This is a genomic window from Pseudomonas sp. EA_65y_Pfl1_P113 (genome assembly GCF_963970525.1).
GTDB lineage: Bacteria > Pseudomonadota > Gammaproteobacteria > Pseudomonadales > Pseudomonadaceae > Aquipseudomonas > Aquipseudomonas tritici.
The window spans coordinates 16782-34996 of record NZ_CAXAQM010000050.1 but is presented as its reverse complement, the minus strand read 5'-3'; the positions used below and the strand labels follow the sequence as shown (position 1 = coordinate 34996).

The 18215-nt window shown below is 54.5% G+C and carries 12 protein-coding genes and 2 pseudogenes; 4 read left to right on the top strand and 10 right to left on the bottom strand.

From position 1 onward, the window contains the following. Nucleotides 1-345: 345 nt before the first annotated feature. Together AACY52_RS26720 and AACY52_RS26715 are read right to left on the bottom strand one after the other, a co-directional pair. The gene (locus AACY52_RS26720; RefSeq protein ID WP_339437104.1) at nt 346-675 is read right to left on the bottom strand and encodes a helix-turn-helix domain-containing protein; all 330 of its coding nucleotides are present in this window, start codon (nt 673-675) and stop codon (nt 346-348) included. Between the two features lie 212 nt (nt 676-887). Further along, nucleotides 888-1256, bottom strand: coding sequence for a hypothetical protein (locus tag AACY52_RS26715; RefSeq protein ID WP_339560980.1), 369 nt, complete (start codon nt 1254-1256; stop codon nt 888-890). Nucleotides 1257-1743: 487 nt separating this feature from the next. On the opposite strand from AACY52_RS26715, the gene AACY52_RS26710 reads away from it, so the two are divergent. Further along, a complete protein-coding gene (locus AACY52_RS26710; protein WP_339428280.1) occupies nt 1744-2811 on the top strand; it encodes an alkene reductase in 1068 nt (355 codons plus the stop codon). 368 nt (nt 2812-3179) lie between these two features. Then, nucleotides 3180-4607, top strand: coding sequence for an aldehyde dehydrogenase family protein (locus tag AACY52_RS26705; RefSeq protein ID WP_339421140.1), 1428 nt, complete (start codon nt 3180-3182; stop codon nt 4605-4607). Between the two features lie 877 nt (nt 4608-5484). Here AACY52_RS26705 and AACY52_RS26700 read toward each other — a convergent pair. The 7 genes and pseudogenes from AACY52_RS26700 to AACY52_RS32385 form a co-directional block, all read right to left on the bottom strand. Then, the gene (locus AACY52_RS26700; protein ID WP_339421141.1) at nt 5485-6555 is read right to left on the bottom strand and encodes a zinc-dependent alcohol dehydrogenase family protein; all 1071 of its coding nucleotides are present in this window, start codon (nt 6553-6555) and stop codon (nt 5485-5487) included. A gap of 119 nt (nt 6556-6674) precedes the next feature. Beyond that, nucleotides 6675-7097: a hypothetical protein gene (locus AACY52_RS26695; protein WP_339421143.1), complete on the bottom strand. Its 423-nt coding sequence runs from the start codon at nt 7095-7097 to the stop codon at nt 6675-6677. Then, the gene (locus AACY52_RS26690) at nt 7084-7548 is read right to left on the bottom strand and encodes a hypothetical protein (protein WP_339421145.1); all 465 of its coding nucleotides are present in this window, start codon (nt 7546-7548) and stop codon (nt 7084-7086) included. Before AACY52_RS26690 ends, AACY52_RS26695 begins: the two co-directional genes overlap by 14 nt. A 47-nt stretch (nt 7549-7595) precedes the next feature. Then, the gene (locus AACY52_RS26685; RefSeq protein ID WP_339425744.1) at nt 7596-9725 is read right to left on the bottom strand and encodes a TonB-dependent siderophore receptor; all 2130 of its coding nucleotides are present in this window, start codon (nt 9723-9725) and stop codon (nt 7596-7598) included. Nucleotides 9726-10021: 296 nt separating this feature from the next. Next, a complete protein-coding gene (locus tag AACY52_RS26680; protein WP_339439420.1) occupies nt 10022-10873 on the bottom strand; it encodes a helix-turn-helix transcriptional regulator in 852 nt (283 codons plus the stop codon). A gap of 969 nt (nt 10874-11842) precedes the next feature. Next, nucleotides 11843-12430 (bottom strand): annotated as a pseudogene (locus AACY52_RS32390) (PAS domain-containing methyl-accepting chemotaxis protein); the annotation flags it as partial. A 75-nt stretch (nt 12431-12505) separates the two neighbouring features. Further along, nucleotides 12506-12847, bottom strand: a pseudogene (locus tag AACY52_RS32385) (PAS domain-containing protein); the annotation flags it as partial. Nucleotides 12848-13290: 443 nt separating this feature from the next. On the opposite strand from AACY52_RS32385, the gene AACY52_RS26670 reads away from it, so the two are divergent. Both AACY52_RS26670 and AACY52_RS26665 read left to right on the top strand, forming a co-directional pair. Continuing rightward, on the top strand, nt 13291-13770 hold the full coding sequence (locus AACY52_RS26670) for a hypothetical protein (RefSeq protein WP_339421153.1): 480 nt from the start codon (nt 13291-13293) through the stop codon (nt 13768-13770). 646 nt (nt 13771-14416) lie between these two features. Next, the gene (locus AACY52_RS26665) at nt 14417-16525 is read left to right on the top strand and encodes a Tat pathway signal sequence domain protein (RefSeq protein WP_339421154.1); all 2109 of its coding nucleotides are present in this window, start codon (nt 14417-14419) and stop codon (nt 16523-16525) included. Nucleotides 16526-16725: 200 nt separating this feature from the next. Here the strand turns inward: AACY52_RS26665 and AACY52_RS26660 are convergent, their stop codons facing one another. Then, a complete protein-coding gene (locus AACY52_RS26660) occupies nt 16726-18123 on the bottom strand; it encodes a GntP family permease (RefSeq protein ID WP_339425741.1) in 1398 nt (465 codons plus the stop codon). Nucleotides 18124-18215: the final 92 nt, after the last annotated feature.

Here is an 18215-nt window from a genome sequence, read left to right as displayed (position 1 = left end):
AAAGTAGAACTTCAGTAAAAAACTGATCTTATATTCCGATCCCAATTCAATTGCCTTGTTGAAGCTCGAATCCACTGCTTCAACCTAAAAAAGATAGCTGGGTGTGCTTTGTGCTGTGCATAACGACGCTAGTTGAACACATTGAGGGCGCCCTCTGATTCGATGCTTGTTTGTGTTAATAATTGAGGGTCAACAATATTAATTGTTCGATTTGCCGTGGATATTGCACTGCGAGAGCTATACATTACCCTGATGATTGGGGGGCGACTCTACTAAAGACCGTTCTAGTATAATTAAGAAGGTCATATGCAGGTTGTGGCGATGTCCTAAGAGATCCGAACTCCGCTAAGCATGTTGCAAATATATATCCTCCTGTTTCGAATGACCTAGTACAGAGTTTAACAGCTCTGGAAAGCGCATTTCCAGTTCGTCATTGGGAAGAGATTTCATATGGGGTGCGCGTATGCTTCGAGTACGCATCAACCCAGCATCGCGTAGAACTCTGAAATGGTGGGAATCGCTTGATGTAGGTCGACCGCCATCTAACTCACCACAGATCTTTTCAGCCCGGCAAACAAGGTGACGAATAATCTCCATGCGCGCGGGAGCGCTCGAAGCATAGAGAATACGCTCAAGTAAGAACTCCTCAGCTTTAGGATGTTTGAACGCTCTCATCGTCAGAGCACTACAGTGCAATTTTGCATTTTTAATAAAAAAGCACCATTTTTATTGATGTGGTGTTATCGCTTGGCCGGGCCTAAGTGCACTCCAATTAATTTAGTTGGAGAGCCTGCCACTTGGTCGACTTCAGTCAGTCTTTGGCTCTTTTGAATAATTGCGTGGCTTCTTAGAGTTATGCAGATGCGGCAGTTTAATGTTGGCTGGGCCTATTTCTTGAAAATATCAATGTTCTCGCGAAGCCTATCGGACAGCGAGCGCGGCGGGGAGCCGGTGAGGTCTTCAACAGTAAAGCTCCGCTCTGTCAATACGGAGTCATGGTAATACGATCTGAGCGCAACGGCTTGGTCCCGCGACAGGTGATTTAGCTCTCGCCAATTGCTGTGCAGTATCAGATCACGCCGCTGGGTCGCACGCTGCATCAGCCTTTGCGGGCGCTGCACGAATTGATGCTCACGAAGCTGCCGGAGGTCGATGCGCCCCGGCGAACTGTTGACGACGCTGCGAGCACCACGAGCGTTCCGGAAGGAACCCAGCTTCACGGGATCGCATGAGCGCGCCGTCGACGGATCCTGCATCGGCAATCGCTGAACCCGGCACACGTCTATGGAACTGCGTGGCCTGGTACACAAATGGAAGTGCAGCTAGCGGGTACCATCCGCTCGATACGCGGGCTCTGCTAGTTCGTACTCGCTGATCTCGCCAACTTCGACGATATCTACGCTCGGGCTCTTTCGATCAGGAATACAGAGCGTTCCGCCGCTGCTCATTCGCGCGACGCCATCTCTCGATGGCTCAACATTCAAGCGCCGATGCATTAGGTTTCCTCGAACCTACTAGGGCGACGAAAAGTGCCTGATAGACACTAGGTCTATTTAATATACCATTATGGCAGTCCTCGCTTTGAGGCAGGCGGTCCGAGCCGTCACCTTCGTTCGTCACTCTTGCCAGCGAGTTGCAAGCCGCCAATGGTTCATTCGACAGGAAGCACTTCTTTGGTCAAGCCGCGCCTGACTAATCATCAAGCAAGGGCGGACATCAATAAATTCAACATTTGAGGAAAACATGGAAAACCTAAAGCTTTTAACCCCCTTGAGTAATAAAGAACTCACCTTCAAGAATCGGGTATTTATGGCCCCGATGACCAGAGGGCGATCCAATGATCAGGTCGCCAACGAATTGACTGCAACGTATTACGCGCAGCGCGCATCGGCGGGACTTATTTTCACAGAAGGTACCCAGATTAGCGCCCAGGCGGTTGGGTGGACGAATACCCCAGGTATCTATACTCCCGAGCAAATTGCGGGGTGGAAGAAGGTAACCCAGGCGGTTCATGAAGCGGGCGGTGTGATTTTTGCCCAACTCTGGCATACCGGGAGAGCATCTCACCCGGATTTTCATGATGGAGAACTGCCGGTGGCGCCTTCGGCCGTCCCCTTCAATAGCCAAGCGTTCACGCCAGAAGGCATCAAACCTTCTGTAATCCCACGCGAAATGACCCTTTATGAAATCAAGGCCACCATCGCAGACTATGAAAAGGCTGCGCAGGCTGCAAAGGATGCGGGCTTTGATGGCGTTGAGGTTCACGGTGCCAATGGTTACCTACCTGCGCAGTTTTTGGAAGACGGTTCAAACAAGCGAACCGACGAGTATGGTGGCACCGTTGAAAAGCGAGCGCGGTTCCTGCTCGAGGCTACTGATGCTGCGATAAAGGTCTTCGGGCCGGCCCGGGTTTCGGTCAGGTTGTCACCGCGCATTCCGTACAATGACATGGGCGATTCCAATCTCGAGCAGACCTATATGTACGCGGTAGAAGCGCTGGAAAAGAAAAACGTTGGCATTCTGCATTTCATGGAGTCCGGGACTCTGCCGGAAGGCGTTGAACCTCTCGCGCCAGGCGCTCGCAAGCGATTCTCAGGGATTTTCGTGTTGAATGTTGGCTACGACCGTACGTCTGCGGAACAGGTGCTGCAAAGTGGTCTGGCTGATGCAGTCACATTTGGCACGCTGTTTATCAGTAATCCGGACCTGCCTGAACGCTTTCGCCAACATGGTCCAATAGCAACATCTGATGCTTCCACGTACTACAGCGGTGCCGAAGAAGGCTATACAGACTATCCGCCGATGGCCTAGTCGATCCTAATCGAAGCACAATAGCTTGAGGTCTAGATTTTGACTTGAACCGGCTCGTTGCATCTCGCGCCGTGTCCGACGGGCATGGCGTTTTTATTTGGCTGATTTCAATGCGACGGCGCATCCGGGAAACGGCAGTCAACAATTCGTCGAATGCAGATCAAGGCTGACAAGCGGCGCAGCCAAACGGCGTCTGCCAGATAGTCCTACCCCTGCATTGAAGACGTACCGGGCGAGTCAACAATCGCCTGGAGCACAGAGCGGGTATGCCTGGTATCCCTTGGCCTACTAGCGCGACTTGAAGTGCCTAATTGACGTCAGGTTTGTAGAAGATACTAATGGATCCGTCAACAACCACGGAGTTTTTCATGCGCAACAATATTGAACTTTATATTAATGGATCCTGGGTTCGCCCCGTCAGAAATAACGTCCTCGACGTGATCAACCCTGCTGACGAGTCAGTTATCGGCAAGGTTGCGCTAGGCGACACCAGCGACGTCGACATAGCTGTTTCTGCCGCGCGCAAAGCGTTTGAGACTTACTCTCTAACGTCTGTCGAGGAGCGCATCGCGCTTTTTGATAGGATCATTGCGTCCTACGAGAAACGAGCGGGCGACCTCGCTACCGCGGTGACGGCTGAAATGGGCGCACCGCAATGGATGTCCGAGCAATTGCAGGTGACAGCCGGTCTTGCACACTTCCAGATCGCACGGGCATCTCTAACGACCTATCGTTTCGATGAACCTTTGGGCACAAGCGAAGTTGTGCGTGAAGCAGTCGGCGTATGCGCCCTGATCACCCCGTGGAACTGGCCATTGATGCTGATCGCCGCCAAGGTCGCACCTGCGTTGGCCGCTGGATGCACGATGGTGTTGAAGCCCTCCGAGATCGCGCCGTTCTCGGGCACGATCTTCGCCGAGATCTTGCACCACGCCGGAGTGCCCAAAGGAGTGTTCAACCTGGTTCATGGCAACGGCCCGGTCGTTGGCAATGCACTGACGAGCCACCCAGACGTCGACCTAGTGTCCTTTACCGGCTCGACAACCGCAGGGATCCAGGTCGCACGCAGCGCAGCCGGTACGGTGAAGCGGGTGCATCAGGAACTGGGTGGCAAATCGCCCAACATCATCCTACGTAGCGCTGATCTTGCATCGGCCGTCGAGGGCGGTGTGGCACAGCTCATGCTCAACAGTGGTCAGTCCTGCAACGCACCATCGCGGATGCTGGTTCACCTCGATCAGGTCGCAGAAGCGATTGGCTATGCTCGCGCGGCAGCCGAAACGTGGTCCGTTGGTCATCCTTCAGCCAATGCGAAGATGGGGCCGGTGGCCTCCGAGGCGCAGTGGAACAAGATCCAGGGGCTGATCCAGGCGGGTCTCGACGAAGGGGCGACTCTGGTTTCCGGCGGACTTGGCCGTCCGGAAGGACTCGAGACCGGCTTCTACGTCCGACCGACCATCTTCGCCAACGTGCGCAATGACATGACCATCGCGCGCGAGGAAATATTCGGTCCTGTGTTAGTTATCATTGCCTATTACGACGAAGAGGAAGCGGTGAGGATCGCCAACGACACGAACTACGGACTTGCCGCCTACGTACAGGGCGAGCGGGATGAGGCCAAAGCGATAGCGCGGCGCCTGCGTGCCGGTCAAGTCCTGTTGAACAATGCCAACGTGGATCTGGCTGCACCTTTCGGCGGATACAAACAATCGGGCAATGGTCGAGAATGGGGGCCGATGGCCATCGCCGATTTCCTGGAGGTGAAGGCCATCGTAGGTTTTCGTGAGGCTCCCTAAGCTCTAACCTCCGTTTTGATGTATATGCCGCCCGGGACCGGTGATGCGATTCCGAGCGGTACTTGCCAACGGATGGGCTGTTTGACCTATGTCACCGTTATTGAAAAGCCGCGTGGTTCTCACTCAACCAGGCGCAGATCAATCGTGGCGCCTTGCCGGCCAGGTTGGTCAAGGTGGTCGTCGTTCCGGCGAGCACCGACTTTCTAAGCAATCGACCAATTTCAAGCAAGACATCGGCCGTCAGTTCGCTGCCCCCTTGAACTGATCAATATCTCGCGGCGATCTTCAGGAGTTCGATGCTGATAAACGATCGTTTTGCCCTTTAGCTACGAGAGTTCGCCAGTAGTCTCCGTCATCCTGACCGTCGCCGTACCTGTCAGATAGTAGGCCCGCTGGGAGCCACTATGAGCAACATCAGGTGGCACAATGCATACTGCTTCGTGTCGATCAGGTTAACTCGGCCTCCGCCCCCATGGCACCGGAGCGCCAGTCAGGGACTAGATGTCAACGAAGGATGACGGGAGCAGAAGGTACATCAGGTTCAGGACCGTGAATTGTTCAAAGACCCGTACCGAGCCGTCCGAACTCAGTGCCCGCGCTAGCCACCCGAATCTGTCGGGTGCGCGATGCGGCTATCGCGAGGATCACGAGAACCGTAGGCGGGCCGGCTATTGGGTCGTTGTGCTCCTCGAGACCGAAGGCGGATAAGCCTACAGTCGGCGGGCACAACTTCCTCAATGATCTTGGGAGTCCGCTGGACAACGCCGATTACGGACTCGCTTAAGCCGATGTCGGTAAAGGTGTAGATGCCTATTTCCATAGGTTTATGTCCTCGGGGCGACGACACCGTGCTGGGCAAGGCGCCCACTTGCCAGGGTCAATAGTCGATGATGATCTTCAGTGCCTTCTCCTCGGCCGCATGTTTGAAAACATCGTAGGCTTTCGCGATCTCCTGGAAATCGAAGCGATGTGTCGCCATCTTCTCGACCGCTAGCTTGCCGGAGCAACATGACTTTAGCAGCATGCTAGTGGTGTTGGCGTTCACCAGCCCGGTCGTGATGGTCAGGTTGCGAATCCAGAGTTTTTCGATGGCGAAGCTCACCGGCTTGCCATGCACACCGACGTTGGCCAGGTGGCCGCCTTCCTTGACCACGTGCTGGCAGATGTTCCAGGTCGGCTCAATACCCACCGCTTCGATCGCGCAGTCCACGCCACGGCCATCGGTCAGCGCCAGGATTTGCGTGATGGCATCTTCGCTTGCGGAATTGACGATGTGGGTGGCCCCCAACTCCCTGGCTAGTGTCAAGCGGTTGTCGTCCATGTCGATCATGATGATCTGGCTGGGCGAGTAAAGCTGTGCCGTCAATAGGCAGCCCACGCCTACCGGCCCAGCGCCTACGATCGCCACGGTGTCCCCGGGCTTGACGCCGCCGTTCTGCACACCGATCTCGTGGGCGGTCGGCAGCGCATCGGACAGTAGTACCGCAGCATCTTCGTTGAGCCCCTCGGGCAGCAGGTACAGCGAATTGTCGGCAAAGGGCGCCCGCACGTACTCGGCCTGGGTGCCGTCGATCATGTAGCCCAGAATCCAGCCGCCGCCATTGCGGCAATGGGAATAGAGCTGCTTCTGGCAGTTCTCGCAGGTCCCGCATCGGCTGACGCAGGAAATGATTACCTTGTCGCCCGATTTGAAGTTCTTGACCGAATCACCTACAGACTCAACGATGCCGATGCCCTCATGGCCGAGGATGCGGCCGCTGAACACACCGTCGCGATTCTGGGAGGTCTGTTCGATCTCGGGATTCTTGCCTTTCCAGATGCCCAAGTCGGTGCCGCAGATTGTCGTCTTAGTCATGCGGATGACAGCATCCGTCGCATCGATGATGCCAGGCTTAGGGCGTTCTTCGACGCGAATGTCATCGGCACCGTAATAAACCATCGCTCTCATGGAGTACTTCCTCTTTTTTCAGGTTGGAGATCGCGCTTGGATCAGGCGCAACGCGCTCACCTGAAAAGGCGTGAGCACAGGCCGCCCCGCGCGATCGAAAGGATTTGATACGCGCCTGCTCAGTGCTTGAAGGTGTTGCCGTCAGCCGCAGATGAGGTTTGCCTGGCTAGCAGCCCTTCTGCGATGTCCATGGCCTCCTCACGAGAGGCCGCCAACAGCAAGGGGTAGCCCCAGAACTTGGTGAACACAATGGCGAACGCCTTGAAACCCAGACGTTTCGCGGCGCTGGGTTCAACAATAATCATCGCTAGAACCAGCTTGCGAAGTTCGGCTTTGTGTTTTTTCATCCAGAGCGCTGTGCGCTTCTTCTCTTCAGGCGCGTGCTCATGGCCTTCGGTCGGTGGGGTATCGCTCAAGAGCACGAACGGTTCCCCGCGTTTGAGATTGGCGTCGAATTCATCGAAGTCCTTCTGCGAATCCTGTCCGGGGTTTTGCCCAAAACTCATCCACACGAAAGGAAATTGCGAACTATTCATCGACATGATGCGTTCCTTTTTGATTGAGTTGGCGCCAAGTAGCCACGACGGCGCACACGCCGGGAAGGGTTATGAAGAAAAGCGCCGAGAAAGCGATGTGCCCACCATCGCGCAGCCCGTCGAACACGCCAGTAAAACTGTTCACGAAGACCAGAAGGCCGCCAAGGATTAGTACAGTCCACTGGGATCGGATGGTTCCGATCAACGCGAGCAAGACAGTGAGGATCCAGCCGCCGTAGAAGATAGAAAACATCCACAGTGCGCCGGCGTCGAAGGTGATCGCGGGCGTCGTGCCGTTCGCTTTCACGTAGTCGTTCACATAGGAAAAGGACTGAAGCGTCACAAACAGCACAGCGCCGACGGCAGTCGTCAACCAGAATAACGCGAGCCTGTTCTTATGGTGGCTCACGATCGCGCCTTGGAAGGCGGCTTTGGTATTTTGGGGAGGAGAAGACATGTTAGATCCTTGCTCATTAACGAAGGCAGTTGACGGTGGTAGCTGGACTAGTACTTGACGCTGACCGTTGCCATCACATTGCGAGGCTCTCCATACAACATCTGATTGAAGAAGCCGTTCATGACGGTGTATTTCTTGTCAAACAAGTTGTTGACGTTGACGGCCAGTTCAATGTTGTCCGTGGCGGCATAGCGCGCCATTAGCGACGCCAGCGCATAGGGCTTCTGCTCGGCAGTGACCGCGCCGCTGGGGCTGGTGGCGGACTGGTAAAAGCGGCTTTGCCAAGAAACTCCGCCGCCCACTGTCAGTTTGTTCCATGCCCCCGGAAGCCGGTAGGTAGTGAACAGCCGCGCTGTGGTGCGTGGCAATTGGCTGCTTAGCCTCGCATCCGACGAATCGGATCCGGTGAAGTGAGACACTCCGGCGTAGAGATTCCAGTCCGGCATCAACTCGCCCTGCAGGTCCACATCGATTCCACGAGACTTGGTCCCGCTAGCGCCGTAATAGGCCTGGGTGCCATCGGAAAGAATCTGGCCTGCATCGATCTGGCCCAGGTTGTCCAATCGTGCCTCGAACAAAGAAACCGACGCATTCAGGCGCCCGTCAAGATATTCGCCCTTCAGGCCAATTTCCTTGTTCTTGCCCGTCGTGGGTTTGAGCACGTTGCCATCGCGGTCGCGGTAGGTCTGCGGATTAAAGATCTCCGTATAGCTGACGTAGGCCGAGTACGTGTCGTTGATGTCGTAGATCAGCCCAGCATAGGGCGTGAACTCACCGGTCTTTTTGTAGTGGAATCGCGCGCCGTTGGTGTCCTGGTCAAGCTCGTAGTTGCTGAACCGTCCGCCGATGATGAGCTTCAAAGGATCGGCCAGCGAGAAACGCGCCGCGCTGTACACGCCGCTTTGCTTGGTCGTGATGTTGGTGGGCGTGTAGCCCGCTGCGGCGAAATCCAGTTCAGGATAATTGCCACGCCAGTCGTAGATGCTGCCCATCGGGGTGCGCCCAAAGACAAAGCCGGTGCTGTCCTGGTTGGAGGTTCGCTTCGATCCCATGACACCCACCACCACTTCGTGTCGGCGGCCGAAAAGCTGGAAGGGGCCGGATGCCATTGCATCAAAACTGTTCTGGCGTGTAGCGGTCTTGCTCGCCAGACCGACCGGAAACAGGCCCAGGCCGGTTACGCGATCAGGGTATCCGGAGCCGCTGAACAGCTTTGCATTGGAGTCGGTCTCCTGGTGCGTGAACACCGCGCGTGCTGTCCAGTCATTGTCAAAATGGTGCTCGATACTGGAAAAAGTTGTCTCCAGTGAGTTGTCCCAGCCGCTCCAGTCGGCGGCCAGGGACTTTGAGCGCGACCAGTTGGTTTTGGAGCCGTCGCTGAACCAGATCGGCATGCCGCCCCACGTCGTGCCATCGGCTCGGATATCCTGATCTTCGTAGCCAAGGCTCAAGGTCGTATCTGGTGTGAGATCCGCCTCGATGACACCATAGAACGCATCTTTATTTCGCTGATAGCGGTCGATAAAGGAGTCTCGGTCCTGATGAACTCCCACCAGTCGTGCACGAATGCGGCCATCTTCGGTCAGCGGTGTCGATATATCGGCCATGCCACGATAGTTGTCCCAGGCCCCAGCGGTGATCGACGCGGAGGCTGAAAAATCGCGCGTCGGGCGCTTGCGTACCAAGTTCACCGACGCCGATGGATTGCCCGCGCCGGTCAGCAGACCGGTGGCGCCGCGTACGATCTCGATGCGGTCGTAGAACGCAGTATCCAGGAAGCTCGTTCCCTCGAAATAGGACGTCGGGATGCCGTCGAACTGGAAGCTGTCGATCTGGAAGCCTCGCGAATAGAAGCTCACCCGTTCGGTGTCGTTGGTGCTTGAGGAGATCCCGGTACTGTTTTCCAGCACGTCCTTGACTGAGTTCAGTTGCTGGTCGTCCATCCGCTGGCGGGTGATTACCGTTACCGATTGTGGCGTTTCACGCAACGACAGAGGCAAGCGGGTCGCAGCTGCGGTTTGGCCTGTGGTGTAGGAACTCGTACCTTCAGTCGTAGATTCATCGCTTCGGCCCGTCACTGTGAGGGCCGGCAACGTCATCGCCTCCTGAGAGGCTTTTGTGCCGTCCAGGTCTTGGATCTCTTTTGATTCTTGGGCGAATGCGCCCTGCGCGCTCATAAAAATTACCGTTGCAATTGCCGAGCTCAGTAGGGAACTGGGCGCGCTCTTCAACGGTTCTTTACACGTCCGGGCCGAAAAAACGTGTACAGCCTGAGGTGCAAGCCTACGGGTTTGGCAACGGAGCTCATAAATCGTAAAAAAATGCAGCATCAAACAATACTCATTTGTATTTAGATGCGATATTTAACGACGAATTCCGTATTCACGATGGCGAAGTTAAGCCAATTTATTATTCATTCAGGCCATTTTTTGATGGCCGCTTTCGACTCTCTCGGGTTGCCAAGCCATTCCGGTCAAGGCGACTTTTGATCGGGAAGGACAATGCCGCGCAAGGCCGCTCTGTCCGTGTAGGCAGTTCTCTCGGATAGGTACCTTGCTGGCGGCTTTCCTACCGCCTTTCGGAACATGGTGATGAATCCGCTGGGGTTTTCGTAGCCCAAATCCAACGCTACCGTTTGTACGCTTTCACCCTTGGTTAGGCGCTGGAGTGCGAGGATCACGTGCAACTGCCGGCGCCAGCGTCCAAAGCTCATGCCAACCTCGTACATGAGAAGCCTGCTCATACTCCGCTCGCTCATGCCGATGCGGACAGCCCAGTTGCTTTTTGATGTTTTATCGGCGGGATCGATTAACAGCAATTCGGCGAGGTGGCGCAACCTTAAATCACGTGGCATCGGCAGGTGCAGGTCTTCCGCGGGAGCAGTCACCAACTCATCCAGCAATGTGGCAACGAGCCGATCCTCGCGACTCCCGAGTGCGTACAACTCGGGAAAGCCAGCCACCCTCAACAGCAATTCACGTAGCAATGGCGTGACCGAAATCGTGCAGCATTTTTCCAGTAGATCCGATGCGGCATCGGGCTCAACGAACAAGCAATAACATTCAGTTTCACCCGAGCCCCATACAGAATGAGGCAAGTCTCCTGGTATCCATACAGCGCTTAGCGGCGGCACGATCCAAACGCCGTCTTCTACCTCGCAATTGAGCACGCCTCGGACGGAGTAGAGCAGTTGTGCTTTGCGATGCCGATGCGTCGCATATTCCCAGTTCTCTGCTACGGCAGCGGCTCTAAGAGCTACAACAGGTCGGGGCACGTTGTCGAAATCCCTGGTTTCTATCTGATCAGCGATGCAGATGCTTGCCATAACGTGCACCAAACTCCAATGACGGTAAACTTTCGGCCTAAGTGAAAAATATTATGGGTAAGTTGCGCAATGAAATATAGTCCTCGTATGGGTATTGTATGATTGAAGCTGCTTGCTCCTGCTTGTGGCAAAACTCGGCAGGCTAGCTCGTTCTCCTTTATGGCGGGCGTTGGCGGTGCCAAGCACGTTGGCTATTGACGTTTGTTGTTCTAGCCGTGGTGTTGCCGTGGAAATGGACGATGTTATAGCTGCTACTCACTTGGGCCGGGCCGGGCTGGACTTAGGCCTGTTTCCGGGTTTTGAAGTCGGTATGCAGAAACGCTCAACGCGGCGTACCGCGCGCGATGGATCCCATCTATAGGAGAAAAATTGCGACTCTTAACCTGGGCATCACCTGAGCGAGATGCTGGGTGGCAGTTTTGTCATTGAGGAGAGGAGGGCGATAACGCAGCGGGCAGGCGTAGCCGTTGCATTCCTGGCGTGACGCCGTTGCGGCGATTGATGCGCAGCAAAGTTTGATCCGCTCATGAAGCGTATCTCAAAGGAGAATGACATGCTGGCTATCAGTCTCATCCCCACTCCAAGCGTCGGAAGGATGCATTGGGGAACTATGTGACGTACTGTTCACATCGGGCGAGTCCAGCCTATAGATGTCGGGTTGTCTGGACTATTGCGTCGCGCAAAGAGGCACATTCGTCGACCGCTTCTACCTGCTGGACCGGTGGGTTGATGACGAGGCGTCGTCCCGGCATCAACACACTCCTGCTTCCTTATGACGTTTAACTTCGGCGAGTAAGCGGTATCGCCGAGAAACTGCCCGCCTATTTGTTACTCAACCCGCGTGTTCAGGGGCATACGTCCGAGAATGACGTCTTGCATGATTAAGCCGGTCACCACTCTGGCAAGGTTAACTGAGCTATTTCACTAGTTCGGTGCATAGCCCGCTTAAAAGGCCGTCGCTCAGCGAGCAATCATATCTGCGGCTTGTTCGGTTGCCTCAGTAGTACGTGTCGCGAGTTTACGAACCTCGTCGGCCACGACAGCGAAACCGCGCCCAGCCTCACCTGCCCGTGCCGCCTCAATAGCTGCATTCAGTGCCAGTAGGTTTGTCTGGCTCGCAATGCTTTGTATCGTACTTACAATTTGTGACAACTGAGCAAGGCTGGCTTCCAATGTCCGTTGATGCGTAACTTCCGACTCTCGCAACGCATTCTGCTCGTACTGCAGGTGGACATCCACAAGAGCGCCGACGACACGAAGCGGAGATCCTTGCGGATCGCGCCGAGTTTGACCTCGTGCTCTGAACCAACGATATTCGCCACTCTTCATCTTCAACCGGTACTCGATGTCGAATGGAGTTTTTCCTGACCTATCATTCAAGTGAGCGCCGAAAGCGTTAAGGCTTCGCTCTTTATCGTCCGGGTGCAATCTGGATGCCCAGCTCTCAAGGACATCGGGAAATTCTTCAACAGTTTCAAAACCAAGCAGCCTTCGGAATTGAGGCGACCACCAGAAAGGATTTTTGGCATTCACAGGGTCCCCGGCAATGACCTCCATATCCCACAAGCCATCGGAGAGCATTTCCCTAGCCAGTTCGAAGCGGGTGATGATGATGTCATGCTCCTGATCGCGTTCCAACTGATCATGGATATCCCGTAGCGAGCCTGCGACCCGAATCGGCGTTCCTTGTTCGTCACGAAGTGTTTCACCTTGAGCATGGAACCAACGATAGGAGCCATCCTTCATCGCGAGCCGGTTTCTCACCTTATAAGGCGTGTTTCCCGACTTATCGTTGAGATGTCGAGCAAAGGCGTCAAGCGTCCCCTGTTTGTCCTGAGGATGAAGGCGATCAGCCCAGCTGGCCAAGACATTGGGGAAATCACGTTCGTCATTAAACCCAAGAAGACTGCGAAATTGCTGCGACCACCAAAAGCGGTTTTTCGGATTAATAGGGTCGCCAGCTACAACCTCCATATCCCAGAGGCCCTCGCTGGAGGCGCGATTCACCAAGTCAAATCTGACGGAGTGGGTTAAAGCGCTAGCTGCCGACTCGCGAAGTAGCTCACGTGCAGCTTCAAGCTCGTTTTCAAGCTGGCTTATGCGCAATCGGGACTTAAGTTGGGTTGATTCGATAGTTTCCCAGGCCTCAAGGATTGCCGGGGCCTCTTTGCAACCTTTGACATCAGGTGCTTCGCTGCTTTTGATGGCAGCTATTAGCTGTTGGAGTGCATAACGATTACGGCGTAAGAACGGAATGGACATAGCGCGAAACTCGATAGACTTGATGGGCCTCATCCATGGCACATTGATATCTATGTTGTCGGCATATTTTGAAAAAGCTATAGGATTTTTTGTAGCTGTATTGGTCAGTACGCTCGATACAGGCCCGTCGAGTTGTTGGGAGTTCCAATTGTGTCATGGCGCAGAACACGGTCGAAGCCGATGAGAGCACCCAATCTCAGGGCGTGATCGTTCTCCCATCGGTGACGAGAAGCGGACAGGAGCACCGCCGCTACGACAGCGGAGACAGGACTTTACACCGTCTTCTCCGCTTTCCGCTGACGCTCCTAGAGACGCCGCAATCATTTCAGGGGAGGCTGGCGAGTTCGACCGGCATTTCGTCTTATCAATCAGGCAGCCAACGCACGCGTAATTACTCCCGAAGCTTTCTGATTGAAACTATCCAATATGGCGACACACTGACCGTCATCGAGGACATCACAAACGGCAGCCATATCAGCGATCTGGAGACTGCCTTTTATGGCGTTGCTGCTTTCACGCCCAATGATGGCAACGGCCAGGATAGATGCTCGGGTCCCACGCACTACCGCTCAGATGTTCACGCCTCAAAAGCTCACCTGGATATTGGAGAAGCTTACGTTGGGTGGAGGCGTTAGATGGCAAGGCCGCTTCTTGAGTATTGGCACCAGCACAAAGGTAGTAGAACAAAGGCCCTGTACGTTGACATCACTGATGGCGTGGTATGAGCTAACAAGCCACATAGACGTATCAATCAATATAAATAAAGCATTTGATAACAAATATGCAATGCAGAAGGGCGGCTTCGAAACAGTAAGTTATGGAGTTCCATAGAACGCAGTCCTGACAGTGAGACATAAAATTTAACTGGAGCTGGTTAATTACGCGGTCTGATGCGGCCGCCGCTGGGACCTGAGTGTGATTGCTTAGATCAGTCAAAGTTCCTGTTCCAAGAGCAACAGAGGTGGCTGGCCGCAATCACCGAGTAGGATAGCGGCTAGCCAGAATGTTCTGCGGGTTAGGGCTTATATTGCAGCTGATGTGGAGTCAAGGTTGGTGTATTCTGTCGGAAATATTGAACACTTCAAAGCTGGAAAATACCAATTCTCTGTCTAAGCCGAGGCCAGCGAATTGTAGAGTGATTTACGCATCACAAGCCGGAAAAATCTCAAGGTGGAAAATGAGAGACCCAGCGGGAACAATCCCATCCCTGAAGCGACGCAAAGACTTTAAACAGTATCGACCTGCCGCCACTGAGGCGCCTCAAGGAATTTCACTGCCAATATGAATAATGCTAAAAACCTGAATCTAGTGGCAAGGCCACATCGGACAGATTTCCATCGCGGTAGCAGTTTCAATAAGAAGTCCGTTGCTTCCAGATGCTTGTTACTTGCAGTGTCGCTTGGCGGGTTTTCGACATTGGCGTCAGCTGCATCTCAATCCCCATCGTGCGAAACCCCACCGGGCGGGATAATATTCATTACTCAAGACTGCATCGATCCGCAGTTTGATCGCCCAGTAATAGATAGCCGTGAAGATTTGAAAAGCCCTGTTCTGACACACCGTGTTTCCGGGCACTTCGAAGGCACCGATGTAAAATTCAGTTTTTTCTTCCCGCCGAAAACCCAATGGAAGGGGCGTTTTTTCCACAAGGTATATCCTTTGGGCGATGGTAGCGTTCCGGACCGTGTAATCAAATTTGGTGCCGACAGCGGTGCGTATACCGTGGACACTGTTTCACCCTCTGGCTACCGTGCCAACGCAGCAGCTGCAAAGTTCTCGAAGGTGATCGCTGGCGAATACTATGGATCGCCTGTCTCTCAGATCCACGGCTATATCTACGGTGGCAGCGGTGGATCTTATCTGACTATCGCTGCAGCCGAGAACTCGTCCGGGGTATGGGATGGAGCCGTGCCTTTCGTCATAGGTGTACCGACATCCATTCCAACCAATTTTTTTGTGCGTGCTTTCGCACGGCTTGTACTCGAAGACAAGGCTGAACACATTGCCGACGCTATGCGACCAGGAGGCAGCGGCGATCCTTTTGCAGGACTTGACGCCACTGAGGCCGCGGCTCTTGCGGAGGTCACAGCAATGGGCGTACCACTGCGCGGCTGGGATAATTACGCGTACATCCTGGGTCTCAATGACCCGCAGGGTTTACTGGGGTTTGCCAGTACGGTTAAGAACATCGATCCCGGATATGCAGATGACTTCTGGAGAAAACCTGGCTACCTCGGTACCGAGCAATCCGCTCTGGGCAATCTTGTACGAAGGGCGAAAATTGACCGTGTAGTGTCGGTTCAAAAGATAGATCGCGACTCAGCTGGCAAGCCTTTACGCTTGCACTTGGCGGGGCTGCCACACTTCAAAAACAGCGCTTGGTTTGACTTTACTCTCGAAGGAGCAGAAGAGGGCAACCGAAAATTGTTGGGGTCGTTAGATGCTGAGCACGGGGTCATTACTCTGGCCGCGCAAAATCAAGCTGATACGCTCAACACCCTGAAAAATGGGGCCGAGGTTCGTGTCGACAATCGCTGGGCAATTGCGTTGACCTCCTACCATCGCCACCAGGTGCCAGCTTCTGGTGGATTTACTGTATGGGATCAGTTTCGCAATGCAAACGGTTCACCGCGCTACCCGCAACGTCCGCAAGAGCTAGGCCCAATAATCAGCGCCGGTGTCAGCGGAGGCGGTAGTTTTACCGGCAAGATAAACAGCAAGATGATAGTGATCGCCAACGCACTTGATGTCGATGCCTACCCTTGGGATGCCGACTGGTATGGCCGTCGATTGAAGGCAGGAGAGGGCGGGCAGTACGACGCGAAGGTGCGAATCTGGTTAAACGATAACGCAGATCATTTGGATGGCAGCGTTGTTGCCTCGGGCTCGGCTGATAATCAGTTTGTGAGACTTGTCGATTACAACGGCATCCTCGAACAAGCCGTTAGGGACGTAAGCGTTTGGGTGGAAACTGGTATAGCGCCACCTGGCTCCACTCAATATGCAGTCAATAATGGCCAGGTCTCGTTACCTGCAGATGCGTCAGCCAGGCAAGGCATCCAGCCAGTCGTAAAACTGACGTCCAAGAGCGGTGAGAGAATCATTGCGAAGGTCGGCCAGCCCATCACGCTTCTTGGTGACATTTCAGTCCCGCCATCTGCTGGCAAAATTGTCAAAACAGAATGGAGTCAAACGGGTAACGATGATTTTTTAGACACGCCACTTCCTCACCAGCCGTCAGAAACCCTCGCTGTACATAAGACATTCTTTTACTCGAAACCTGGCACCTACTATCCCGTGCTCCGTGTGACATCCCAGCGAGAAGGGGACGGCACGACGGAGTTTACGCGGGTCGGTAATCTGGCAAGAGTGCGCGTGATAGTGAAGTAGCAAATATCCAAGGGGTATTTGCTCCGGGCATCAAGGGCGTCATAGCTGCACTGGGATCGGATATCGGACAGATTTTCTATCTATATCCATCCCGGGATTACGCGAATACCAGCGGAAAACCTGTTCACTAAGTCCAGGTTACCGCCGCTGGTGTTCAGGCAATAGTGCGGTTTTGCTATTTCAGATTCGCCCCGCACTCTTTAAACGATGCCCGTGAGGTAAAAGACGGCGATAACAAAGGCGACTGCAAGTGTCTTGATCAATGTGATCGCAAATATACCGCCATAGGCCTGGCGGTGTGTCAGGCCAGTGACTGCTAGCAAGGTGATGACGGCGCCATTGTGGGGCAGAGTGTCCATGCCGCCACTGGCCATAGACGCCACGCGGTGTAGAACTTCCAGTGGGATGCCGGCTGCATTGGCTGAGGCAATGAAGTTGTCTGCCATCGCGGCCAGAGCAATGCTCATCCCCCCAGATGCCGAGCCAGTAATACCTGCAAGCAAGGTGACGCTTACAGCTTCGTTAACCAGCGGGTTAGGGATGGTTTGTAGCGCCTGAGAGAGCAAAACGAAGCCTGGCAAAGCCGCGATGACCGCACCAAACCCGTACTCGGACGCAGTGTTTAGCGAGGCCAGCATTGCCCCGGCCACAGCGGTTCTGCTGCCTTCGGCCAGTTTGTTTCTTATGGTGCGGAAACCTAAAACTCCGACGATGATAATGCCCGACAGCAGTGCGGCCTCTACCGCCCAGATACCCGTAATCTTGGCGATTTCAGTTTGTATGGGTGCGCTTAATCCCGGCAGTGTCAAGCTGTGACTTGCGCCGTACCACTGGGGAATCCAGCGAGTAAAAAAGAAATTCAGTACGCCGACCAGAACCAACGGCAGCAACGCTATCAGGGGATGAGCCAGGGTAATGTCTTCCGGCGTATCCGGCTCGTTACGCAGGTCAACGGCGTCGCCATAACCTTCACCTGCACGCTGGGTGCGCCGGCGCCACAACTCCAGGAATGCCAGTCCGACCACGATCACGAAGATCGAACCTATCAATCCCAGCCATGGAGCAGCCCAGGCTGTCGTCTTGAAAAAACTGGTCGGAATAATATTCTGGATCTGCGGCGTGCCGGGTAGCGCATCCATCGTGAAAGAGAACGCACCGAGAGCGATTGTTGCCGGCATTAGCCTTTTGGGAATGCCGATTTGGCGAAACATCTCGGCGGCGAATGGGTAAACTGCGAACACCACTACGAATAGCGAAACCCCTCCATAGGTCAGCAACGCGCATACGGCCACAATCACCGGAATCGCCTGCTTGCGCCCTAGCAGTCGAATGGCAGCAGCAACAATTGATCGGGAAAACCCCGACAACTCGATGAGCTTACCGAACACGGCACCGAGCAGAAACACCGGGAAGTAGAGTTTGATGAAACCGACCATCTTGTCCATGAACAGACCCGTGAAGGCCGGAGCCACGGCGCTCGGATCGGTCAGCAAGACTGCGCCAAGCGCGGCGATGGGAGCGAAGAGGATAACGCTGTAGCCACGGTATGCGGCGAGCATCAACAGACCAAGAGCCGCGAGGGCAATCAGAATACTCATGAAATCTCCAGTTGCTGGCTCATTGGCCAGCGATTATTGTTTTTATGAATTTTGCCTAAGGCCATTGGTGTAGCGGGCGGTATTCAATCGGT